Origin of the sequence: Klebsiella sp. K5-45 (genome assembly GCF_030128605.1) — a bacterium.
GTDB classification, from domain to species: domain Bacteria; phylum Pseudomonadota; class Gammaproteobacteria; order Enterobacterales; family Enterobacteriaceae; genus Klebsiella; species Klebsiella quasipneumoniae.
Genome location: NZ_JAKUZW010000005.1, coordinates 182,747 through 205,268 on the forward strand (window position 1 = coordinate 182,747; position 22,522 = coordinate 205,268).

General features: G+C 56.6%; 25 protein-coding genes. 2 read left to right on the forward strand and 23 right to left on the reverse strand.

Going from position 1 to position 22,522, the window contains the following annotated elements; all coding sequences use genetic code 11:
- Nucleotides 1–108 precede the first annotated feature (108 nt).
- The gene (gene prs, locus MKS11_RS12340; protein ID WP_002910407.1) at nucleotides 109–1,056 is read left to right on the forward strand and encodes a ribose-phosphate diphosphokinase; all 948 of its coding nucleotides are present in this window, start codon (nucleotides 109–111) and stop codon (nucleotides 1,054–1,056) included.
- Between the two features lie 250 nt (nucleotides 1,057–1,306).
- Nucleotides 1,307–2,986 carry a C4-dicarboxylic acid transporter DauA gene (gene dauA, locus MKS11_RS12345; protein WP_004203219.1) on the forward strand — a complete coding sequence of 560 codons (1,680 nt, stop codon included), beginning with the start codon at nucleotides 1,307–1,309 and terminating at the stop codon, nucleotides 2,984–2,986.
- Here dauA and MKS11_RS12350 read toward each other — a convergent pair whose 3' ends face one another.
- From MKS11_RS12350 to MKS11_RS12460, 23 genes are all read right to left on the reverse strand, one after another.
- Entirely contained in the window at nucleotides 2,987–4,033 is a 1,047-nt protein-coding gene (locus MKS11_RS12350; protein WP_023318571.1) for a MerR family transcriptional regulator, read from the reverse strand.
- 259 nt (nucleotides 4,034–4,292) lie between these two features.
- Complete coding sequence (locus MKS11_RS12355) at nucleotides 4,293–4,493, reverse strand: hypothetical protein (RefSeq protein WP_284109549.1); 201 nt, start codon at nucleotides 4,491–4,493, stop codon at nucleotides 4,293–4,295.
- Nucleotides 4,494–4,496: 3 nt separating this feature from the next.
- Nucleotides 4,497–6,758 carry a hypothetical protein gene (locus MKS11_RS12360; RefSeq protein WP_284109550.1) on the reverse strand — a complete coding sequence of 754 codons (2,262 nt, stop codon included), beginning with the start codon at nucleotides 6,756–6,758 and terminating at the stop codon, nucleotides 4,497–4,499.
- Nucleotides 6,759–6,767: 9 nt separating this feature from the next.
- On the reverse strand, nucleotides 6,768–7,643 hold the full coding sequence (locus MKS11_RS12365) for a tail fiber assembly protein (RefSeq protein WP_284109551.1): 876 nt from the start codon (nucleotides 7,641–7,643) through the stop codon (nucleotides 6,768–6,770).
- The gene (locus tag MKS11_RS12370; protein WP_230798405.1) at nucleotides 7,643–8,455 is read right to left on the reverse strand and encodes a phage tail protein; all 813 of its coding nucleotides are present in this window, start codon (nucleotides 8,453–8,455) and stop codon (nucleotides 7,643–7,645) included. Before MKS11_RS12370 ends, MKS11_RS12365 begins: the two co-directional genes overlap by 1 nt.
- Nucleotides 8,456–8,457: 2 nt before the next feature.
- Nucleotides 8,458–9,042 carry a YmfQ family protein gene (locus MKS11_RS12375; RefSeq protein ID WP_070544457.1) on the reverse strand — a complete coding sequence of 195 codons (585 nt, stop codon included), beginning with the start codon at nucleotides 9,040–9,042 and terminating at the stop codon, nucleotides 8,458–8,460.
- Complete coding sequence (locus tag MKS11_RS12380) at nucleotides 9,027–10,103, reverse strand: baseplate J/gp47 family protein (RefSeq protein ID WP_284109552.1); 1,077 nt, start codon at nucleotides 10,101–10,103, stop codon at nucleotides 9,027–9,029. Before MKS11_RS12380 ends, MKS11_RS12375 begins: the two co-directional genes overlap by 16 nt.
- Nucleotides 10,090–10,542 carry a phage GP46 family protein gene (locus tag MKS11_RS12385; RefSeq protein ID WP_019704449.1) on the reverse strand — a complete coding sequence of 151 codons (453 nt, stop codon included), beginning with the start codon at nucleotides 10,540–10,542 and terminating at the stop codon, nucleotides 10,090–10,092. The genes MKS11_RS12380 and MKS11_RS12385 overlap by 14 nt, the downstream gene beginning before the upstream one ends.
- On the reverse strand, nucleotides 10,539–11,078 hold the full coding sequence (locus MKS11_RS12390; protein ID WP_196942174.1) for a phage baseplate assembly protein V: 540 nt from the start codon (nucleotides 11,076–11,078) through the stop codon (nucleotides 10,539–10,541). The genes MKS11_RS12385 and MKS11_RS12390 overlap by 4 nt, the downstream gene beginning before the upstream one ends.
- Nucleotides 11,069–12,160, reverse strand: coding sequence for a phage baseplate assembly protein (locus tag MKS11_RS12395; RefSeq protein WP_284109553.1), 1,092 nt, complete (start codon nucleotides 12,158–12,160; stop codon nucleotides 11,069–11,071). Before MKS11_RS12395 ends, MKS11_RS12390 begins: the two co-directional genes overlap by 10 nt.
- Complete coding sequence (locus tag MKS11_RS12400) at nucleotides 12,153–13,409, reverse strand: DNA circularization protein (protein ID WP_196942175.1); 1,257 nt, start codon at nucleotides 13,407–13,409, stop codon at nucleotides 12,153–12,155. The genes MKS11_RS12395 and MKS11_RS12400 overlap by 8 nt, the downstream gene beginning before the upstream one ends.
- Nucleotides 13,409–15,283 (reverse strand): phage tail tape measure protein, encoded by a 1,875-nt coding sequence (locus tag MKS11_RS12405; RefSeq protein ID WP_196942176.1) that lies wholly within the window; start codon nucleotides 15,281–15,283, stop codon nucleotides 13,409–13,411. Before MKS11_RS12405 ends, MKS11_RS12400 begins: the two co-directional genes overlap by 1 nt.
- A gap of 98 nt (nucleotides 15,284–15,381) precedes the next feature.
- Nucleotides 15,382–15,765, reverse strand: coding sequence for a phage tail assembly protein (locus MKS11_RS12410; protein ID WP_196942177.1), 384 nt, complete (start codon nucleotides 15,763–15,765; stop codon nucleotides 15,382–15,384).
- A gap of 3 nt (nucleotides 15,766–15,768) precedes the next feature.
- Nucleotides 15,769–16,122 (reverse strand): phage tail tube protein, encoded by a 354-nt coding sequence (locus MKS11_RS12415; RefSeq protein WP_049138388.1) that lies wholly within the window; start codon nucleotides 16,120–16,122, stop codon nucleotides 15,769–15,771.
- Nucleotides 16,123–16,131: 9 nt separating this feature from the next.
- Entirely contained in the window at nucleotides 16,132–17,613 is a 1,482-nt protein-coding gene (locus tag MKS11_RS12420) for a phage tail sheath subtilisin-like domain-containing protein (RefSeq protein WP_284109554.1), read from the reverse strand.
- Nucleotide 17,614: 1 nt separating this feature from the next.
- Nucleotides 17,615–17,824: a DUF2635 domain-containing protein gene (locus tag MKS11_RS12425; protein WP_085838927.1), complete on the reverse strand. Its 210-nt coding sequence runs from the start codon at nucleotides 17,822–17,824 to the stop codon at nucleotides 17,615–17,617.
- 2 nt (nucleotides 17,825–17,826) lie between these two features.
- Nucleotides 17,827–18,438 carry a hypothetical protein gene (locus MKS11_RS12430; protein ID WP_196942179.1) on the reverse strand — a complete coding sequence of 204 codons (612 nt, stop codon included), beginning with the start codon at nucleotides 18,436–18,438 and terminating at the stop codon, nucleotides 17,827–17,829.
- Entirely contained in the window at nucleotides 18,435–18,977 is a 543-nt protein-coding gene (locus MKS11_RS12435; RefSeq protein WP_196942193.1) for a phage virion morphogenesis protein, read from the reverse strand. The genes MKS11_RS12430 and MKS11_RS12435 overlap by 4 nt, the downstream gene beginning before the upstream one ends.
- Nucleotides 18,977–19,417, reverse strand: coding sequence for a gp436 family protein (locus MKS11_RS12440; protein WP_196942180.1), 441 nt, complete (start codon nucleotides 19,415–19,417; stop codon nucleotides 18,977–18,979). The genes MKS11_RS12435 and MKS11_RS12440 overlap by 1 nt, the downstream gene beginning before the upstream one ends.
- Nucleotides 19,417–20,025 (reverse strand): hypothetical protein, encoded by a 609-nt coding sequence (locus MKS11_RS12445; RefSeq protein ID WP_227633957.1) that lies wholly within the window; start codon nucleotides 20,023–20,025, stop codon nucleotides 19,417–19,419. The genes MKS11_RS12440 and MKS11_RS12445 overlap by 1 nt, the downstream gene beginning before the upstream one ends.
- 75 nt (nucleotides 20,026–20,100) lie before the next feature.
- Nucleotides 20,101–21,003 carry a Mu-like prophage major head subunit gpT family protein gene (locus tag MKS11_RS12450; protein WP_064182414.1) on the reverse strand — a complete coding sequence of 301 codons (903 nt, stop codon included), beginning with the start codon at nucleotides 21,001–21,003 and terminating at the stop codon, nucleotides 20,101–20,103.
- A gap of 2 nt (nucleotides 21,004–21,005) precedes the next feature.
- Entirely contained in the window at nucleotides 21,006–21,977 is a 972-nt protein-coding gene (locus MKS11_RS12455; RefSeq protein ID WP_064182413.1) for a phage protease, read from the reverse strand.
- 92 nt (nucleotides 21,978–22,069) lie between these two features.
- Nucleotides 22,070–22,405 carry a hypothetical protein gene (locus MKS11_RS12460; RefSeq protein ID WP_142490217.1) on the reverse strand — a complete coding sequence of 112 codons (336 nt, stop codon included), beginning with the start codon at nucleotides 22,403–22,405 and terminating at the stop codon, nucleotides 22,070–22,072.
- Nucleotides 22,406–22,522: the final 117 nt, after the last annotated feature.

Here is a 22,522-nt window from a genome sequence, read left to right on the forward strand (position 1 = left end):
CAGACGTTGCATCGTGCTCTTTAAATACACCGACTGGATCGAATGGCGCCAGCCCGCACATTATTGGCCCATTCATCCACCACTGGACGCATGCCTGAGGTTCTTCTCGTGCCTGATATGAAGCTTTTTGCTGGTAACGCCACCCCGGAACTAGCACAACGTATTGCCAACCGCCTGTACACTTCTCTTGGCGACGCCGCTGTAGGTCGTTTTAGCGACGGCGAAGTCAGCGTACAAATCAATGAAAACGTACGCGGTGGTGATATTTTCATCATCCAGTCCACTTGTGCTCCCACCAATGACAACCTGATGGAACTGGTTGTTATGGTTGATGCTCTGCGTCGTGCTTCGGCAGGTCGTATCACCGCCGTTATCCCTTACTTCGGTTATGCTCGTCAGGACCGTCGTGTTCGTTCTGCTCGTGTGCCAATCACCGCGAAAGTGGTGGCGGATTTCCTGTCCAGCGTCGGCGTTGACCGCGTGCTGACCGTTGACCTGCACGCAGAACAGATCCAGGGCTTCTTCGATGTGCCAGTTGATAACGTGTTCGGCAGCCCAATCCTGCTGGAAGATATGCTGCAGCTGAACCTGGACAACCCGATCGTGGTTTCTCCAGACATCGGCGGCGTAGTTCGTGCTCGCGCTATCGCTAAACTGCTGAACGATACCGATATGGCCATCATCGACAAGCGTCGTCCGCGCGCCAACGTCTCCCAGGTGATGCATATCATCGGCGACGTCGCTGGTCGTGACTGCGTGATGGTCGACGATATGATCGACACCGGCGGCACCCTGTGTAAAGCGGCAGAAGCGCTGAAAGAGCGCGGCGCGAAACGCGTATTCGCTTACGCGACGCACCCAATCTTCTCCGGCAACGCAATCCAGAACATCAAAAACTCTGTGATCGATGAATTTGTCGTCTGCGATACCATTCCGCTGGCACCAGAAATTAAAGCGCTGGATAAAGTGCGTACTCTGACGCTCTCCGGTATGCTGGCTGAAGCTATTCGCCGTATCAGCAATGAAGAATCAATCTCTGCTATGTTCGAACATTAATCGAGCCGAGCACAAAAACCCGCTGCGGCGGGTTTTTTTGTCTCTGCATTTTTAATTCTTCCACAACATCATTCGGCATGCGTCAAGGCGGCAAGTGAATGAATCCCCGGGAGCGTACAGGCAGTACGTGACTGGGGTAAATGAACGCAGCCAACACAGAGGCATCCCGAAAGATGACGTGGAAATGATCAATGCCTCCTTCACCTGCCATTTAGTTGACAGATGATGCGCTCATGGATGAAACATTATTGTGAACAGATTATTTTCCTCACATGTGATGCCTTTCCGCGCCCTCATCGACGCTTGTTGGAAAGAACAGTACACCACGGCCCGCTTCACGCGTGACCTGATCGCCGGGATCACCGTCGGGATCATTGCGATTCCGCTGGCGATGGCGCTGGCGATTGGCAGCGGTGTGCCGCCGCAGTACGGCCTCTATACCTCAGCGGTGGCAGGGATTGTGATCGCCTTAACCGGCGGGTCGCGCTTTAGCGTTTCCGGCCCGACCGCCGCCTTTGTGGTGATCCTCTATCCGGTTTCCCAGCAGTTCGGCCTGGCGGGGCTGCTGGTGGCGACGCTGATGTCGGGGATCTTTTTAATTCTTTTCGGCCTGGCGCGCTTTGGCCGCCTGATCGAATATATCCCGCTGTCGGTCACCCTCGGCTTCACCTCCGGGATCGGTATCACTATCGGTACCATGCAGATTAAGGATTTTCTCGGCCTGCAGATGCCCCATGTGCCGGAGCATTATCTGCAGAAAGTGGCCGCGCTGGCGATGGCCCTGCCGACCATTAACGTCGGGGACGCCGCCATCGGCGTCGTCACCCTCGGCACCCTGATCTTCTGGCCGCGGCTGGGTATCCGTCTGCCGGGCCACCTCCCCGCGCTGCTGGCCGGCTGCGCGGTGATGCTGGTAGTCAACTTGCTCGGCGGCGATGTGGCGACGATCGGCTCGCAGTTTCACTATCAGCTGGCGGACGGCACTCAGGGCAACGGCATTCCGCAGCTGCTGCCGCAGCTGGTGCTGCCCTGGGATATGCCGGGCTCCAGCTTTACCCTGAGCTGGGCTTCGCTGCAGGCGCTGCTGCCTGCCGCCTTCTCCATGGCGATGCTCGGCGCGATTGAATCTCTGCTGTGCGCGGTGGTGCTCGACGGTATGACCGGTACCAAGCATAAAGCCAACAGCGAGCTGATTGGCCAGGGGCTAGGCAACATCGTTGCGCCGTTCTTCGGCGGAATCACCGCCACCGCGGCGATTGCCCGCTCGGCGGCGAACGTGCGCGCCGGCGCCACATCGCCGGTTGCCGCCGTGATCCACGCCCTGCTGGTGATCATGGCGCTGCTGATCCTCGCCCCGCTGCTCTCCTGGCTGCCGCTGTCGGCGATGGCCGCCCTGCTGCTGATGGTGGCATGGAACATGAGTGAGGCGCATAAAGTCATCAATCTGCTGCGCCACGCGCCGAAGGACGACATCGTGGTGATGCTGATGTGCATGTCGCTGACGGTGCTGTTTGATATGGTGATCGCCATCAGCGTCGGGATCGTGCTGGCTTCGCTGTTGTTTATGCGCCGTATCGCGCGCATGACGCATCTGGCGCCGGTCAACGTCGAAGTGCCAGACGATGTGCTGGTGCTGAGGGTGATCGGTCCGCTATTCTTTGCCGCCGCCGAAGGTTTATTCAACGATCTGGAGACCCGGATCGCCGGCAAGCGCATCGTGGTGCTGAAGTGGGACGCCGTGCCGGTTCTCGACGCCGGCGGTCTGGATGCCTTCCAGCGCTTTGTGAACAAGCTGCCGGAAGGCTGTGAATTGCGCGTATCTAACCTCGAGTTTCAGCCGCTACGCACGTTAGCGCGCGCCGGCGTCAAGCCGCTGCCAGGCCGCCTGAGCTTCTACCCCGATCGTCAGGCCGCGCTGGCTGACCTGTGATCACCCGGCGGCAGGCCCCTGCGCCTGCCGCATCAACGCCCCCGTCGCCTGTTGTAGCCAGCTCAGCACCGCCGGCGTCATCCAGGTGCCCTTCATCAAATGCGGCTCCTGCTCCATTGCCCGACGAAACTTCTGCAACGTCTGCGGCCGGGTACCGGCGTAGGACTGAAACAGCTCAAGCCACGCCCGGGCCAGCGCCTGACCCGACGCTGAATCCGGCGCTATACCCTCCCGACATGCCTGATGCAGCTTCGCCACCAGCGCTGGCCACTCCTGTAGCCGGTCGAAATAGTGCTGGCGGGTGAACGCCATCTCTTCATCGTCGAGATACCGCGCCCAGATGGCCAGTTTGCTTTCGGCAAAGGCTTCGGTGATAAAGGCGATGATGGCCGGCGTGACGCCGGTCTGTTCAACCATTTGCGGCTCGGCGGCATGCATCGCGTTCAGGCGGGTCAGAAACTCCGGGCGCCCGGCCGTATCCTGCTCCAGGCGCTCCATCCAGCGCGTCGCCAGACTCATCGCCTGCGGACTGTCCGTCGGGCAGCCGCTCGCCATCAGCGTCTGCACCTCCTCCGTTAGCTCGCGCCACGCCTGGGCGCGCTGTTCATCCTGTGCCGCAAACGGCAGCGCGGCTAACTCCTGTTGACTAAACCAACGATCGTACATTTTCATTAACTCCAGCGTCTGTAGCCAGGACTCCAGATCGGGTTCATTGCCGCTCGCCAGCGCCTCGCGCAGCGCCAACAGCCGGTCGCGCAGCCTGGCGACATCACGCAGTTGGTCATTCAGCGTCTCTATCTGCTGCGTCAGCAGCTCAGGCAGCGACAGCGTTTGCCGATCGAGATAGTCCTTGATGGTGGCGAGCGTCAGCCCGGTCTGCGCCAGCGCCTTTATCATATGCAGGCGCTGAACCGCTGACAGGTTATAGAGCCGATAGCCCGCCTCGCTTCTGGCCGAAGGCGTTAACAGCCCCGTCTGTTCATAATGATGCAGCGTACGCACCGTCAGTCCGGCGCGCTTCGCCAGCTCTCCCACCTGAATTAACATGACTGCTCCTCTCTGTGGCCAGGTCCGCTACTCTGCTGCCTGACGTAACGTCAGGGTCAAGCATAAAACGCGCTTAATATTCACTTTTGGCGGCAACCATAGCATCACGAAGCTCAGGTCGGAATGGGGTATAGCGCGCGAAATTTTTTGATACCGTTTTGAGATAAAATTGATACCAGCAAAGCATCGAATAAAAAATTCTTTTGATACTGAAAACCGCTTTGCTGGTTAGGTACGAAACGCTTTAGCGCTAAAAGGATTAATCGACAATTGTCAGAATGGTCTCAGAAGTATCGAACTTCTCGTTAAATAATGCAGCCTGCCCCTTAAGGGCAACCTCAAGGATGTCATCGCATTCAAACTCAGCAAAGAGACGAACATCCCGCTGTACAGTAGTTATCTCCAGCCTGACGACACGATCATCAATTTTCACTGTTGATGGGTAGATGTAGTAGCGCATTTATCACCTTTTAACGAAGTAGAACATTGGTAATGCAAGGTAAATCTTCCCGACATAACCCGTCACCTTCAGACCTGCATGAATAAAATCGTTACCCTGCCAATAGCTTGTAGCACTTTGTGGCAGCATGGCCTGAAAATCAGCCGACGTGATGTTTGTCCCTTGCCTCTGAGAAGTCATGTTAATTGCAGCGCTTTCAGTAATTGTTCTCCGAATAGGCGTGCTTGTTGCTGTAATAAGCTTAGTGGTTTGATCCTGCACGGCGTTGATACTGTTACGAAGATAGCTGGCCATGACGACCGAAACCATAACGTCGCCAACGGCATCAGCAATACGAACAGAAGCTGTTCCCCACATTTTTTGCAGTCCTGACTCCGCTCTACCTTCGTTGGTACAGAACAATTGCACGACCTCTGAGGGGTCAGTCAGAGTAATAACAAACGACATATAGCCGTCCAGCATTGGATCTGACATCGTACCGTACCTGCATGATGCATTGCCGGTCTTCAGAGCAGCCCATGCATAGTCGGTCGAGAGAAGATTGTCAGCAACTTCACCTGTACTTAACTCAGTAAAGCCGAGAACGTTGTTGATTCGGTTCGAACACGCAGGGCTATAACTGTTCGGAAACGGGGTTCTTTTATCAATAGTTTCAGGGATTGTTAAATCGACGCCCGAATTACTGGGCGGCCCTGCCAGAGTCGGGTATGGGGTGCATGGCTTATTCCCGTGGCGACCCATAGTATAAGATTCATCGGTTACCTTCAGTGCCTGACCATACATGGAACTCGGGCACTCATACTCCTGGTAAATCCCGTAATATTCGTAACCTAAACCCGCCAGCGTTCTGCGGACATTCTTGTGGACACCTTTTGCAATGTAGACGGTCGACTGTGAGTAGCTCTGAGGGGATTCTTTCGCCACGATTCTGCCCTGAATACCCTCAATGTGACCGGAAAGGAATTTTACTTCCCCAGGGGAATACGCGCCGAAATTAATCATATTGCCCCCGACGAAATCTATTCGGGTACCTCCTTCCAGGTTAAATTCACCGCCGCCTTCAATTAGAAAGGCATGCTTGGTTGTGTTACCAAATGTGCAGTGCTGGTAACGCATATCTTCGCCGAAATTATAAAAATCCTTCGGCACATACATACCGTGATAATTCCGGCTGAAGTTACAGTCACGAAACTGACACATGAACGTATAGTAGGTTCCCCATCGGTGCGAACAGTAAAAACCGATGACATTGACCTTCTCAATCCACGTATCACGCACGTCCATATCGCAGGGGGTATCATTGCCAAACACAATACCGTAGGTTTTTACCGTCGGATTTCCGTTGGCATCCAGTCTGACACCAGGACCGATTAGGTTGATTTCACCACCAATACAAGTCATGCCACCGCGACCAGTTGCCTGGTTTTTGGCACCCGGTACATCAGGTGGGTTAGTCCCCTCCCGGAACATCTCTGCCGTAAGGCGCCCGATAAAGGCGCTGTTTTGATAGTAAAGGGGATCGTCTGTTGTGAAATCGGATGCGTCAAAGGTGACACTACCGAAAAAAACAAACGAAATAATGCTGGGCCATTTGACTGCCTCAGTGATTTTCAGAACGTTAATACCGTTAACGGCTGGCATCACTATCATGCGCATAACGTTATTAACCCGTCCGTTAGCGATTATCTTGTCAATAATGGCACTGACTACCGCGTTAGCCACAGATGAAAAATTGGAACCATCTTTTTTGAGTCCGGCCAGAAACAGGTTATAACCGTAACCAATATTCGCTTTCCATCGAGCGCCCCCCGGCGTGACGAAAACTGACACGCCATCGTCAGGTGATGTGGTGTCATAAGGGTCGTGATACAAAATTTCGTTAATGACGGGACAACCTTCACCCGCTTTTTCCAGCAGAATAGGCTGCCCCGGTCGCGTTGGTTCAATTTCTCTGAGGGCAGCAATACTCGGACAACTACCGTTGTATTTAAACCCGTCTTCAAGGCCGAGATCGCGTCTGATTTTGGCGTCACCAAGTACCGGAATAGCCTTACTCAACTGATCATAAGACTTTTTATCCGGCTCTATGCCTGCTGCTGCCAGCAGGTTCAGGAGTTCAGCCTGTACAGTGTTAAACCAGTCTGCGCCAGGCCAGCTTATCCCGCCTTGTTCCTGACTTTCACCAAACCAGCGAGGAGTAACGGATTGCTGGTCTTTCGGTTCCGGCATCTCCGGGACGCCGCTGGTGTTGTCGAGATGGTACATAACGACTCCTTACGGCTTCTCTGGCCAGACAATATCAGTGGCAGTGGTATCCACGCGGCTCACCGCGAGGCGATAAGCCTCCCAGCGTGCCAGCTGCGCGGTTTCATCATCAGTGGCCTGACCGCTGCTGACGGCATAGCTCAGCAGCGAAATCTGCTCCGAAGCCTCAGAGAGCAGCTTCGCCTTCTGGCGGTCAGCCTGAGCGATGAGATAAACCCGTTCGGCCTCTACGTTTTTCACCCAGGCTGACCCATCCCATTCATCGAACTGCCCCGGCATTTTGAGGGTGTAGCCTTCGGGAACGGGGCCAATATCGGTAATGGTCAGGGGCTCACGGGTCGCGGTGTTCCAGATAACCTGACCACGCAGGTCTTTGAGATAAACCCACTCAGCCCCGTTCCAGCGGGTGACGAACGTCGTTTTATCCTCTGGTGGGGCCACAAACGTGCAGTCATCAGGTAGCGTGAACCATGCGTCAGAGACGGTATGTTTCGTGCCGTCACTCTCGTAGTAAATCTGGCCGGTCCTGTCTTCGATTTGCATCCACTGGCCATCAGCGAACAACAGAACATAACCGAGATCAGCGACCGGCGGCTCAATGGTAATGGCCCAGTCAGGCAGAGATTCACTCAGGAACGAAATAACAAAACCGGTGCCGTGATTATTCCAGAAACGTGTCCCGCGAATATCGGTCACATATTCCCAGTCACCATTTTTAAATATACCGGTCTGACCTTTTTCCGGCTTACAGGGAATATGCGTTGTATTAGCAGGCAAGCCTGTGCCCGCCGGAATAGTCATAAAAACAGAGCCGATATAAACGCCATCGACGTCGTACTGATAAAGCCAGATGGCCTGCGGGCTTTGAGAAAATTCGAATGACATTACGCTAACCTCACGATGGCGTTAAAGGCGATATTTTTGACGGTGTTTTCCGTATTGCCGGTACTGTTGATAGTCACGGCATGAGCATGCGGGCCGATATAAACGGTGTGGCCGTGAATACCGATATTAACGGTATGTCCGTGGGCTGGTGCTTTGCTGGTTTTGTTACGGGTGCGGTGTGAGTCGTTATCCGACCCGACGACGTAGTCCGGGTCCCAGGCTTCCCCCGGCGCTAACATGCCGCCATCATGGTCATGCTCGTTATCCGAACTGGTGGCCTTTGTGCCGTGATCAAAGTTGCTGGTCGCCACAGTTCCGAGATCGGCGGAGGCCACGCTCCCGGTGTGTGCGTGAGCCTTCACACCGTCAGCCTCATAAGACAGCAGCGCCCGCCCGGAGGTGGGTAAAAACTTAATAGTCTGGCCACGCATGTCCGGCAGAACGCCGGAGGGATAAGCGACAGCGAGGCGCGGATACGTTGTTTTATCGAAGCTCTGACCCAGCATCAGCATAAAGCCGGTCGGCGCTGTTGCCCCCGGCCACGGAAGTGGAATTCCCGGCGGCAGCATATAGTCCGAGGAGAAAATACGGATGGCTTGCGCAAACTGGTCCAGCTTATTTTTATCCGGCGTGATATTGGCCAGCGCCAGCACATTCAGCATTTCCGCCTGAATGGCGTTAAACCAGTCCGCGCCCGGATAACTCGGCTGAATACCGTCACCGCCTTCAGTAAACCAGCGGCGCTCGGTAAATAACACCGGCTTAATGGCGGGCATATCAGGAACGGAAGAGGCATTATCCAGGTGAAACATAATTAAACCTCATAAAGAAAATCATAATCGTGGCCAGCGAGCCGGTAACGACGTAAAAAACATTCCAGTATCTGCGCCTGCAGGCTGATTAACGGCGTCAGGACGTTGCTGATACTGCGAAAGCGGATCATCGGCATATCCGTGACCGTCACCTGCAGCAGGTAGCGGTATTTGTGGGAATAAATCGGATACATGATGTCGCGCATGACGTGATGCGGCAGGATTTCGGTTACCTGAATGGTGAAGCCCAGCGCATCCTTTACGGCCTGCTCAATCTGCCAGGTGGCTAGTCCGCCCTTGCGGTGATACTTCTCCACCACGGCGTCACGACGGCGGTCGAAGCCATCCGGGATAGCGTTACAGTCCGGCAGTCCGAGATAGTCTTCCCAGTCGGACAGCAGCAGCTCAGTGGTCTCCGGGCGCATTTCGGTGACCAGCAAATCCGCGTTCGCCTCCGCCAGCTGCAGGCGGGAACTGAAGCCCCGGAGCAGTGACGTCAGCGCCGCCGTCTGGTCGCGTGGCCACGCTTTACCGCGCGGCATCAGCTGCTGCAGAACGTCCTGCCAGTCCTCTACACGATGCGCCATGTGACAGCCCCCAGCGTCAGCAGCTCGTAGTTCTCACTGGCCTGATTGGTGGTGAGGTCCAGCTCGTAATCCGTGACCCCCGTCGATGAGCCGATGGCCGTTCGGATGGCGGAGAGCAGCAGCGTGTCGCCCGGCGAGACCGAGCGGAACAGCGCCTGCAGGCTCAGGGTGACTGCAGAACGGATGGCCGCAGTATCGGGAATGATGCGGATGGTCAGCGGCACCGGCTTGAGCGTCAGGGGAATGGGCCAGACCTCAATGCCGCCGGGTTTGCCGACATAAGTTCCGGTTGCCGGGTCCTGATGACGGAAAAGGTACGCCTGCATCGCCTCGCGGTCGGTACCGGTCGGGATAATGTCAGTGCGCTGGTCGTAGACCCACGCAAGGCCCACCGTACCCAGCCCGTGCCAGCAGTCAAAGGCCCATGCCCGGCTGATGCCCGGCAGTTCGGTGGCCCAGATAACGTAATCATGCAGTGCGCCGCCGGTGGGCGGGTTGCGCTTGCGGTACAGCAGACGGGTCAGCAGCTCGGCCACAGACTCGACGTCCGCGCCTCCGGAGATACCGGCATCCGCCACCACGCCATCGCTGTTAACCCCGGCCACTGGGGAAATCAGAGTCAGGACGTCGCCCGCCGACAGGTTGCCGCTGAGGCCCGTCTCGTCAGCCTGCACGGTGACGGTGATTTTGCCCGCTGACGGGTCACTGGTGGCGGTGACGTGGTAGCGTACGCCGTCCTGCGTCTGCATCTCCGTATCGAGCGGCAGCGGCTTTGTGCCGGTAAAGGTGACAGGGCCGCTGGCATAGGATGCGGCTTTACGTATCACGCCCTCATAGCGGGCGGTATCAATAATGGTTTCGTCGGCGGACTGCTCTGACGGGATAATCTGGTTTTTAATCCACGTCTGATAATCGTAGACGTCGCGTAAAGCGCCGCTGAAAGCGGTATTTAATGCGCGTTCAACGCCGACAATCGGTAATTCCTGGTCGAGTTCAATCTCTAAATCCTGAATACCGGCACGAATAAGCTGGCGGAGCGTCGGGACATTAAATGTAGCCATTTTCTACCGCCTCCCAGCGTTTCTTTATTTCGACGGTTAACTCGGTTTTATCCGGGCGGGTGAGAATAATGGTTAATGCCAGCCAGTTAATCCGGGGGATAGTGGCAATCACCTGCGCATTTCGCGCATAGCCGTAACGTAATAATGGCTGCATGGCCAGACGGGCATAATTCTCCGCGCGGAGCCTGACCTCTTCCGTCAGCTTTTCACGGTCAATCAGCCAAAGCTTTGAGCCCCATTCGAAATCACTGAAGGAATTACCGCACCAGCCGCGACGGTCATCAGTGCCGTCGGGTATCTCGTCGCTGGTATCTGCCCGCGCATCAGTAAACAGGCAGATATACACCAAAGAAACAAGGCCCTCGTCAAACGAAAGGCCATTGTGTTCAATCTCGATGTCGCCGCCAGCGGGCAGGTGCCAGTTTATTCTGATGGTCATAAGGGTTCAGTCGTGTTTTCACCGTCGCCATCCTTATGAATATGGCCAAGGAAAGATTTTCCCTTAACCTGAATATCTTCACTGAAAGAAGTGGGGCCGGTGATATTTATCTGTTTACCGATAATGTCACAGCTCTCTTCGGCAACCACATTTACCGTCTTCCCTGTTATTTCAATCACGCCATTCTTTTTCAGGCGAATAATATGGCCTTCCTGATGATAAAGAATAACGTCGCCGACTTCGCCACCACGAGGGCGACTCCCTTTATCCTCGACGGCGATGGCCACCATACCGCCGCGACGGCCACCGACAGCAACGACAATCGCCTCGGAGCCTGCAGGCGGGACGCTGGAAAAGCCATAGTTCTGGAAGCGCTCGACGTCGTCATTGGTCTCATCGGCCAGCGACTGTACCTGCAGGTTCTGCCGACCGAGGCTGTCCGTCACAATGCGCACCAGCGCCCGGTCCACCATCAGGCGCAGACGTCGGCCAAGCTCTGCAAATGAGCGCCCGATATTAGCGTCTTTCAGTCCCATGTTGCCCCCACGGTCGTTTTCGACTTCGCTTTTTTCCCTTTCGCTTTAGCCTTCTGGGACGGCATGTCCAGCGACTCAGGCGGGGCCAGGGTCAGTACCGTCAGACGACCGCCGTCACCTTCCATAAAGGAGACAGTTTTAATCAGCCAGGTAACATCGAGCTGCTGAATGGCGTCGGTTACCTTCACCAGTCGGTTGGTCTGCCACAGCGGCCCGCTGATGCCATTCTCCCGCCAGCCTGCCACGGTGATTTCAGTAGTGTTGGATTCGCCCAGCACATACGCCTTATGCCACTCACCACGGGCGCTGGCACCGCCGACCGTCAGGCTGTCTTCATTGACCAGAATCTTCGGACGATAGCGGGTGATCTCCGGGTCGCTGACTACCGTCTGGCGGCCGCCGATCATCTTCACCGGCTGGTCGTCCCATGTTGAACCGCCCGCGCTGGCGGAGCCCTTGACGATGTACTGGCTGGCACGTTCGCGCCAGCTGAAGCGTCCACGTGCAGCCAGAATATTGTCGCCGAGAGTGAGTGTCACTCCGGCCCGTAGCGTGGATGCGCGGGTGATAACCAGCCGACCGTAAGCGTCTGAAGTCACCAGAACGCCGCGCTGTTTGGCCAGACGGTCGAGCAGTTCAAAGCCGGTTTCACCCTGTTCGAGGGTGATGCTGCCAAAGGCATCGCCGGTGTCGGTCTCGTTAACCACCTCAATGCCGTAGGGCTTGCAGATGGTGGCCGCCAGCTGTTCCAGTTTCTGACCTTTCCACTGGCCGGACTTATCGACCACCGAGCTGTCCACCAGATCGCCGGTTTTGTCGCGGCCCATCACGCGCAGGGAGACGTTCTCCGCGTCATAGCTGGGAATGAAGCCGTCAATGTAGCCGGTCATGACGCGGTCACTGCCGATGGAGACCGTGCAGGACTGACCTGGCTTGATAGAGCGCGGCGTGGCAGATGACCATCGGGCAGTAACTGTCAGGTCGAACTCGCCCGCCACAGACTCCAGTGAGCGGTTAATGGTCATGTCCGTCCAGCCGCCCCAGACCTTGCCGTCAACGTTCAGGGTTAACTCTTCAGTCATTGCTGATGATCTCAATCGTCTGTGAAGGTGTAATAAAAGAGGGATAACGCAGTCGGTTGCGGGTCACCAGTTCATCCCGGTTCTCCGCGTCGCCGGTCTCGCGGTAGGCCAGCAGCATCACCGGTACTGTCCGGGCAGGCGTTACGCGGCGTAGTTCCGGCAACTGGATGCTGCGGATACGCACATCATTCACCACCGCGAACCGCAGCTCGCGAAGGGAGCGCCACAATTCACGGAGGCCACTTTCGACGGCTTCCGCAGCGGTCTCGCCGAGACGCTCCGCCAGCTGGTCGCCGGTATTCTGCGCATCCTGACCGGTCTCGAAGGTCGCGGTGGCCACCGCTTCAGCCTGAGCGACCAGCGTGGAGATAATGACCAGACGGCGGAAGTCTACGATGTTGGTCTCCATCGCTGCCGTGGTCTCCGGTGTCGATGCCGGTGTGACGCTGCTGGCAAAGCCGGTATCAGTATTCACGCTGATGTTATCGACAAGGGATTTGGTTGCAGACTGCGCTGCCCGGTCGCCTTCCCACTTATCACGCAGCTGGTCATAGACCCGCAGGGCGAACGGCGGCTCAGATACGAGGTCTTTCATATCGCTGATGAGGCCGGTGATATCGCGGATCATTTCACCCGGAGCGGCGGCCACAATACCGGCGAGGTCCTTAAACCGGTTGAGGCGGTCCATCCACTCGCTGAGCGCATCCGGCAGGGTCGGCAGGCTTGTGACAAAGCCCTCCATGTCCTCCAGAAGGGTGTCAACCATACTGCCGACGCCATCAAGCGCCGCGAAATAATCACCGCTGGCCAGCGCTTCCTTGACCTTGTCCGCCGCACTGAGCGTGGTGGCGCTGGTGTCTTCGGTGCCGGACGGGAACAGCTGCTCGCCAGCCTCGTACACCTCAAAGGAAACGTAGGCAATGCCGCCTTCCTCAGTGGAAAGGCGATGCGTGACGCGGCCCACCTGAACCTTCTGCACGCCGAACCACGGATGCACGAGTTCTCCGGGCCCGGCAGTATTAAGCGCCGCCAGCAGGCGGTTAAGCTGGTCGGTGTAGTCGCTGCCGAGCAGGATTGCGTTAATCTGCTGCTGGGTCAGCACCGCGCCGTGGTCTTCCGTCCAGCCCACTTCTTTTTTAGGGTAAGCGTGAGGGATAGCGCGGCGACCGCCAGTCCCCTCGACGTCGCGGAAAAAGAAAGGTACGCCCCGGAATGAGGCATCGCGGAGGTCTTCCCATTGAGTGGCCATTACTGCTGCTCCATATTACGAACACCGCTGGACGCACTCATGGTGACGCCGGGGGCATTGACCTTGACGCTGGTCACCTGAACCCGATCATCTTTAACAGAGACCTCTATACTGCCTTTCAGCTCAGGCTGCTGCAGGAATGGATAGCCGGGTTGATTCTGGGGTTGCATTGAAGCCCACGGCCGCGGGTCAGAGATTTGTGGATCATTGCCGATGGAATTAAACCAGTTCGTCAGAGACTCCCACTTCCGGGCCATGTACTGACGGTTGCGCTGGCTCTGGCTAGCAAAATCACGGTCCTCCTGTGAGGCGTTATTGTCTGCTGCGGTCTGGCGGGTCAGATCGTCAATGCGGCCAGGAAGTTTATACTGGGTCTCCAGCTCGTCATACAGCGCCGCCGCACCGACTACCGGCGCGGCAACTTTACCCACGCCGCGTAAGACTTTTCCCATACGACCTGTGCCAGCACCGGCTCCGTCACCTGCGCCGCCAGTTCCGCCCGGCAGGTTACCGGCTCCACCCATGCCACCAGCGCCCATGTTAACCACATAGACCGGCATCACACCGGAGCCAAAGACGTCGGAAACACCTTTGGGGATGCCTTTACCCTTGCCGACACCAAAGAGATCCCATGCACCTTTCCCTATCTGAAATGCCTTGCGGGCGGCGATGATGCCAGCACCAGCGATGGCGATATTTTTTCCGGTTTCCAGCCAGTTCTGGACTGTCTTCTGGTCGACCGAGTTGATCGCGTCCGCCAGCTCCTGCACCGGCTCCGCTAGATTACCGTTCGCAAACTTGTGCAAGGTCGTGTTAAGTGCCGACATGGCCGAGGTGAAATCTTTCGCGGCGTAAGCGGCATCTTTCAGAATGCCCTGACCATCGGCTACTACGCCAATGTAGCGCTTGAGATTCTCCGCACCTTTGCCTGACGTCACGCTGCTCAGCAAGAGGATGCTGTCCTGGTTAAACCCGGCCCCCAGCAAGCGGGCACTTTGGGTCTCGGCACCTTTATTCCCTGATTTTTTTGCAATCTCTTCCATCAGTGTTGGCAGTGCTCGCATTTTTCCGTCTTTACCGAAAACATTTATGCCGTTCCGGCGCAACTCCTTTACGACCTTTGGAAGCTGCAGATCGCGGATCAGGTTCTCGACTGCAGTAGAGGCTGTGGTGGTATCACCGGTAGCATCGACCGCGCTCTCCAGCGCCACCCCCACATCTTTAATGGCTTTGACACCAGTGGCACCTGCAGCGGCATACATCGAAAAGGCTTTAACGCCACGTTCAGCAATATCTTTCAGCTCAAATGCACCTTCTTTACCAAGCTGATTCAGCGTATCCATTGCCTTTAAGGTGTCTTTTTCATCAGTGACATTGAACTTCTGAAACTGAGCAAAGAGAGCGCCAATGCTTTCGCCGTCGGAACCTGATGCAGCAAGTGATGGCGCAATGATTTCACGATTCCTGTTACCAAAATCTATATCACCAGTCACAGTGCCAACCTTTTCGATCGCTCCTGTCAGCTCGCTATCATCTACGCGAAATTTTATTGCTGCGTCTTGTATACCACTGAACATGTCGGACATTTCTTTTTTGGTCTTTTCCGCTGCCAGCCCCATACGGGTAATGCGGCGGTCAGTCGCAGCGAAGTCTTTTAACATGGCGCTGCCAGCAAACCCCGCAATCATGCCCGTGTAGCGATTACCCAGCGCATCCAGCCCACGGCCAGCAGCTGCAGTCGTAGCCCTGACCACATTCATTGCCCGTTCATTGCGGCGGGCGAACTCGGACATGTTGGCACCGTACTGGCGGGCTTTTGCGGTCAGGTTACCTGACAGATTAATGAGTATTTCAGTGGTGAGGCGGTTTGACATGTTGCTTCCTCAGCTGTTCTGTCATGCGCAGCAGCTGCCGTAGCGGCAACTGCTGCAGGTAGGACACATCAAAACGTTGAGACAAATTGACGATGAGATTACTGAGCGCCGTCGCCAGCGGCATCAGTTCGCCCCCGGCCAGCGGTCTCCGTCACGAGGTCATCCATTTTGCTCGCGGTGCTGGACAGCAGCTCAAGGTCTTCAGGGTGGAAGTTGTAAAGCTGCTTAAGCGACAACGGGCCGGGGATTTCACCCACCCAAAGGATTTGCTTACGCAGCAGCGCCAGCCCCATCAGCACCTCAGAGCAGTACGCCACGCCCTTGCCGTTCTCCCCGATGACCACGCGCTCAGCCTCCAGCTGAGCATCGATAACGTCTTTTGATGTCAGCTCGCGAAAGGTCACTTCTTTGTAGCGGATCTCATCGTCAGTGCCTTTACCGGCGACGTAACCGTGTTTTAAGGTGATGTTCATCTCAGCCATGACTTACACCTTCACCAGTTTTTCGCCAAGGAAGTTGGCGCTGATGGTGCCCGCGTCTTCATCCAGCGTGGCCGGTTCAGCGGTCGCCGCGCCGGTCATCATGTAGGTCAGACCGTTATCACCTTCAAACATGACGGTAACCCCCTCCCAGCCACTGATTTCAACCACATCGACATCCTCTGCAGCAGCGATGGTCATCTGGATCGAGGGACCCGCCATCTTGCCTGCCAGCCCCCAGACCTTGCCGCCGCCCATATGCTGGGTACGTGTTTTGCCGCCCGGATTGAGGGTGGACTTACCTGTGGTTTTGATTTCGCGGCCATTAATACGGATGGCCGCCTGACCCAGAATGCTCATAAAGGCTCCTTAAAGTTTGAACTGGATAAGACCGGCCAGCACACGCAGCTGGTTGACCAGGTTCGGGTGGCAGATGAAGTTCAGGCGGTTTTTATCGTCGCCGTCGAGGTACACATCCAGCGTGTCTTTGTAGTCGTCGAAGTCCTCAACCAGACCCGCAGGGATCAGCTCGGTCAGCGCGATATCCAGCAGCTCGGCGCGGGCAATCTTCGGCGTCATCACCGGCTGACCCGGATCAAGCTGGTCGAACACATCATCCCCGGCCAGCTTGTGACGCGGGTAACGGGTAGTGAACCGGTTTTTGATGACGTAGCGGATACGCCCCAGCGTCGCCGGTGACTGCACGTCGAGGTACGACGTATCGGCGTCGCCGTACTGGTTGACGCGGTACATCGTGATTTCACGCTCGATGCAGACGTTGTCGCTGGCATCCACGTAATGGGTGGCGATACCGTCATGCAGCAGCAGGTTGCGTTCCGGCATATCCCAGCGCACCGTTTTGACCGGCGGCAGGATGCCCGGCAGCACCAGCGTCTGCAGCGGACGGGCCGGGTCGTTGGCCAGATAGTAGGACGCGATGCCGCCGTAGGATGCCGCCCACAGCCAGTGCGGTTGCGGTGAGATGTTGGTCCCGATGCAGGAAATCAGCCAGTCGTTGCGTGTTTCACCAAAGGTGCCGCTTTCGGCATGGGTGCCCCGGAAGGCCGTCCAGAGCTGCGCCTCAATCATCTTGAGCGGCCCCCAGCGTTCGACCAGTTCATCCCGGATGGTGTTCAGGCTCTGCGTATCGTTGAACGGGAACACAATATCGGTGTACCAGTCATCACCCAGCGCCGCGACAACTGCCGCAATATCCGGGGTGCCGGTGCCGCCGGTGAAAGCGGTCACAGCCACGGCAACACCTGCCGGTGTCTGCTCGCCGGTGTAGTAGTTGAGACGGACGTCCATCGCATTGCCGGTCGCGCCTTGCCAGTTGGTGGTCAGGGTGACTGACGTTGTTGATGCGGCTTTCAGCGCGGCGATGACCTGTGTATCCGGGAGTTTATTCACGGCGGCGATAACGGCCAGAGCGATAGTGTCGGCGGTATCGTCAGCACTGACGCCGACCTGCACCGATTTACCGTTAACCAGCAGGGCCAGCGTACCGGCAGCGGTGGCCGGGCCAGTAATGGCCAGCTCTGCTTTTGCGGCAGCACCGGCAGCGATATCAGCCAGGCCCATCGCCCACACTTCGGTATAGCTATTGGCCTTACGCAGGGTTTTAAGCATCCCGGCCAGCATGGAGCCTTTGCCGTAAAGCTGGTCAGCGGTGCCGTCGCTGGTGATGCGGTTTTGCGTCAGGACGGCAGCAGTGCCGGTCGCACTCTGCTGGCCAATGACGATAATTTTGCGCGACTGCGCCGGGGCGCTGTCGAGCGCCTGAGAATTATCAATATCGATGTACACCAGCGGGACGCGGATATCAGCAGGAATATTACCCAGTGACGACATATCACTTCTCCTTTGCGGTTCGGGTCTGGCGGACTTCCGCCGGTTCGGTTACGGATTCAGCCTGGATACCGGTGATAACAACATCACCTTCGGCTTCGCGACGGTACCAGTACGCGCTCACGGGGAGTGTTTCCCCCTCGGGACTGAGGCGCTGTCCATCAGCTTTTCGCACCTGCAACCCCGCGCGGGCGGGCTTAATATGTTTCTTCATCGTTATGGCTCTCTTACGTTAATAACGCCTTTAATGGGGTCGGTATCGTCGCTGACCTGCAGTGTTGCACCCAGCCGCAGGAAGTCAGGGAGGGTAGCCAGGTCGATCTCATCATCCAGGCGGAACTCCTGTTCCCACGTCACGGCCCACATGGTCAGCCCCAGATCGTTAAGCCCGCCGGAATAGATATTGTCGGCGCTGACGGAGGTGGCCAGACGTTCGGCCTTCATGCCGTCAGGGGCCCCGCGCTGGACAATACGGCGAACCAGCTTACCGACCAGCACCTCGCAGCGGGTATCACGTGTATAGCCCCATGCATCGGTGGCCATGACATACGCCGCCCAGGTGATATCGCCGACAGTGCCGCCAGCCTGAGCGCGGATGTTGCGCACCCGGAGTGCGGCCAGACGGATACAGCCATCACGATCTGACAGCCAGGTTTTGACCTCAGCCGGGGTGCTGAACTGGCCGATATGGCGTTCAATCACGCTGACGCGGTCAGGCTTGTTTTGCTGAGGTTCGTTCAGCAACTCCGGCTTCAGCCACGCCACTATGTTCTCAGCGGCGGAGACCGTGGAGCCGGTGGTCAGCAGGGACGGACGTTCATTGCTCACGGTAATACCTCTTTCCAGAAGTCGCCGATGACATGCATCAGCTCATCACTGTTTGCGGTGGACAGCCCGAGGTACTCGCGCTGCGGAATATTCATCTGGCGGGTATGGGAGCCCACGGTCTGCCAGACCGGATGCTTCAGCGCCCGGCCAAACGCCTGATGAATGAGACGCTTGTGGGCGCTGACCGGGACGCTACCAGCAAAACCGTCCTGGTGAACGCCACTGTAGCTGAGTGGCGAACCTACACGAACGCGGCCACGCTCGACGATGTACTGGATGCTGTCGAGCAGATCGCCGTTGCCCTGCAGCAGACTCTGATTTCCGCTACGGGTCTTACGGTAACCCCCGGACCATTCCTCCCAGCGTTCGCCTGCCGGTGAGGTCTTCTCGTCGCTGATGCGGCGGCGGGTTTGCGATTCCACGACGGCCCCGATGCTCTCCAGCAGCTCCTGCTGCAGCGAACTGTCGGCGAGTTTCTCGATGGCCAGTCGCATCTGCTGCAGCTTCTCAGCACCGATAACCTCAACCGATATCCCCATCACAGCACCCCTTTGAGGTTGTTACGGGTGAAGAGACGTTTGTTATCAGAGACAACAATCATCCTGCCGTTATCTGTCTCAGGGGCCGGAGTGTCAGTCGGCAGGCCGAGGTCGCGCGTGCCGTTTGCCATCTCCTTGAGGGTCTGGATGGCGCTGTCGTAGCGCTTCTGAATCAGGTCGGTGATCTGATTGTCGCGCTCGGACAGCCAGTAAATGGCGATGGATACAGCTACCCGGTGCAGCGGGCGCGGAACGGTGGTGATGCTCAGCGGCAACTGATAGCGCTTTGACAGAAACGAGTTGATCTCCGCGTCGGCATCCTCGATGGCCGTGGCTATCTTCGTCTCGTCGAGCTGGTCAGTCGCTTTGTCGATGGCCATATTCCAGACCAGCGACCCGTCCGCAGCCAGCAGGTCATCACGGGTAATGTAAATACCCATCAGCCTTTCCCCGCTGCCGTCTGCAGGACCGTCACCATCAGATGAGGCTCGGCTTTCAGACGCTCTGCGGTTTCGTGGCTGATGAAGCTTTCCACGACCACATCACCCTCCAGCGCGTTTGCCTCGTTATCGCCATCGGGATCGTCGCTGACAAACACATGCACCGGCTCGCGCGGCCAGAGACGACCACAGCGCCAGAACCCGCGCTCATGTCTGGCGCGAACCTCCAGCACCACAACATCGTCGGTTGCAGGTCCGGTTGGCGTGACAGCACTGTCCTGACCATCTGCCGCCAGAACGACGTTCATTAATTCACGCTGAACGGTATTAAGGTGGTCAGCTGAAATGTGAACCACAGGCGCAGAAATGCTGACGTTGTCCCCGGTCAGGGTAATGACGTCATCAGATGACGGAGGTGCACCAGCATCGCCAGGCTTCAGGCTGACGGGGGACGCACCCACCGCAATGTAATACCCTGGCAGTGTGACTGACCGTTCAGCTCCCGACAGGTCAGATGCATCAGTCTGTGCCACTTCCGGCGCTGAAACCTTGCCAGCGCGACCTTTAGCGCTTTGCTTACCCGTTGCTTTTTCTTTCGTTCCACTCACTGTTCCATCCTCTTTAAAGGTGGGTTACAGCGGGTTTAACGCCCGCTGTAACGGTTTTAAAACGCAGACTGGCGATTACGCCGGGGTGGTGATAAACGGGCTGTCGACGATTTCCACATCCTTGTAATAGATGTTGGAATTACCGCCATCGACCAGCATCGCGTCGATGATCTTCTTCGCGGCTGCGCGGTTGTTCGGACCCACAACCAGCGTGGTCGGACGGATACCCAGTGGCGAACCGGAATCACGCTTCATGCCCTGCAGCACCTTCACCGCCGCTTCATAGTTGGCGACAGTCAGCGGTGCGCGGGACCCGCAGGCGGTCTGCCAGAAGCCAAAGCCGACGTTGCAGCGACCATCCACGCCATACAGGAACTCATTGTTCTTGAAGGTGTGGTCACTGCTGAGGTCATCCAGTGCCTGGAAATTGAAGGCACGGCGCTTCTGGTAAAGGATGGGTTTCAGCACCTGACTTTCATCAATCAGGAACCACGGCTCACCTTTGTCGGTTGCGATATCACCCACAATGTTGCTGTAGGTGCCGCCCGCCATTGGATGGTCGGTATCAAAGAAGTTCTGGCCGTCAAAACACAGGGTGGAAAAACCAGCGACAAGCAGCGGGAAGCTCAGCGTGTCAGGGAATTCAGCGACCTGCTGACCGAACGCCTGCGCAATGACACTGTACTGGCCAATCTGGTCATCTTCGATATTTTCACGCTTGACGCGGATCGAGTTTTCCCAGGTCTTGTTGGCGATGGTGTAGCCGTACTGAGACAACTGAGCGAACTGGCGCTCACTGACCCACTCTTTGATGGTCGGTAAGTCCGAAAGCCAGCCATACGTATTTGACGCGGAGCCGCTCGGCACTTCGGTAGCAATGCGCAGGTACTGCGGATTCACACCTGCGAGACCTCGTGTAAAAGCTGCGCTCAGGGAGGTGGTGAGCGCGTGCAGGATTTCTGCTGACGGTTGCGGCATTCTTATTGCTCCTGTTTCGGTTTAGCGGCGAGAAACTCTTCCTGGGTAAGACCCATGCTGCGACACATCGCCAGTTCGGTTTCGGTCAGCGTGGTCTGCTGCCCCTTGTTCTCTTTACCTTTTGACGGGTCCTGATTAACCAGTGGCTGCGCAGTTTTCACGAACGCCTCAAACTTCTGGCGACCATCTTCAGTGCGGCAAAGGGCCAGATACATATCGCGGTTAGCGGGCGCGACTTTCCCGGCTGTCACGGCATCGTCAACCAGCGCGGTAGCCGTTTTCTCATCCAGCGTCTTCAGGCGTTCTTCCGCTGTCTGAGCGCGGTTCAGCGCCAGCTGGTAGGTCTCCTGCGGGATGAACTTCGACAGGTCCGGGTTTTGAGCACGGTTCAGCGCTGTCTGCTCGCTGTTTTTGATTGTCTGGATAGCTGACACGGCATCGTCAATCGACGCAGTAGCAGCCAGACCCAGCGCCGTGGCAATCTGCACAGGTACAGTCATGGTGTTCTCCGAGTTAAGGGCGGGTAAATACAGGTTGGGTTTGTTGGTCAGGCCGACGCTGGACAGATGCGAGACCTGACCGGTAGGGAAATGACGGAAAGCCGGGCTGTAATAGCGGTACTTCTTACCGCGAACGAGCGCTTCGCCGTCAGGCGTCCACTCAATATGACCGTCAATGCTGCCGTCGGCGTTGACGCGCATGGCATCAATCCAGGCATAAGCCGGAGCTTCTTCACCTTTAGGGCCAAGCAGCTCGGTGGAATGTTCAGCATCAAACGGCAGCGTCGGGTAACGAAAGGACGTGGCAATGATGGCCTGCGGATTGTCGTTTACCCACGTACGGCCATCCCGGCCAGTGAATGTGCCCGCAGGGATCATCGGCAACCATTCCGGCAGCGGCGTGCTGGCATCCGACAGGTCTGGAAGCTCAAAGCACAGGGCCAGAAATTCGAGTTGTGTTGCAGGCTTTGGCATGGTGCTGTCCGTCGTTAAAGGTAACTGACGGACAGTGTCGATGATGGGAAAGAAGAAAGTAGATTAACCGCTTTCCATGTATTTTGAAGATATTAAAGAGGGAGTAATGAACTTCTAATACTGAGCCAGTTTTGGTTATGGTACTCACGAACGAAGGTTTCAGCCTCAGAAAGAAGAGAGCAATTTTCGCAGTTAATACCTTTTGCAAATACCCAAGTCTGTACTTTCCTGGTCGTAGGCGCTCCCGCTAACTTTGTGTTAAACGGCATTTCTTTCTCATGACCTTCAACATATTTGAGAAGATAAATATGAGCGCCAAAGCGCCCATTGGTATCAAGATCCTGGAGAATTTCATATCTGCATGCCTCGCCACCAGATTCAGAAAATACCAGTGTTGACTCAAGTTTTAATCCTTGCAGTGCTGACATCGTATTAGCCTCCGTTCAAACCCCGTTCAAAAACGCCGTGGCGCGTTTAAGTATTTTTCAGAGAATCATCGTACCACAAATGCCGGTAAAGTCTCTGAGCGCGTTTGAGGCGGATTA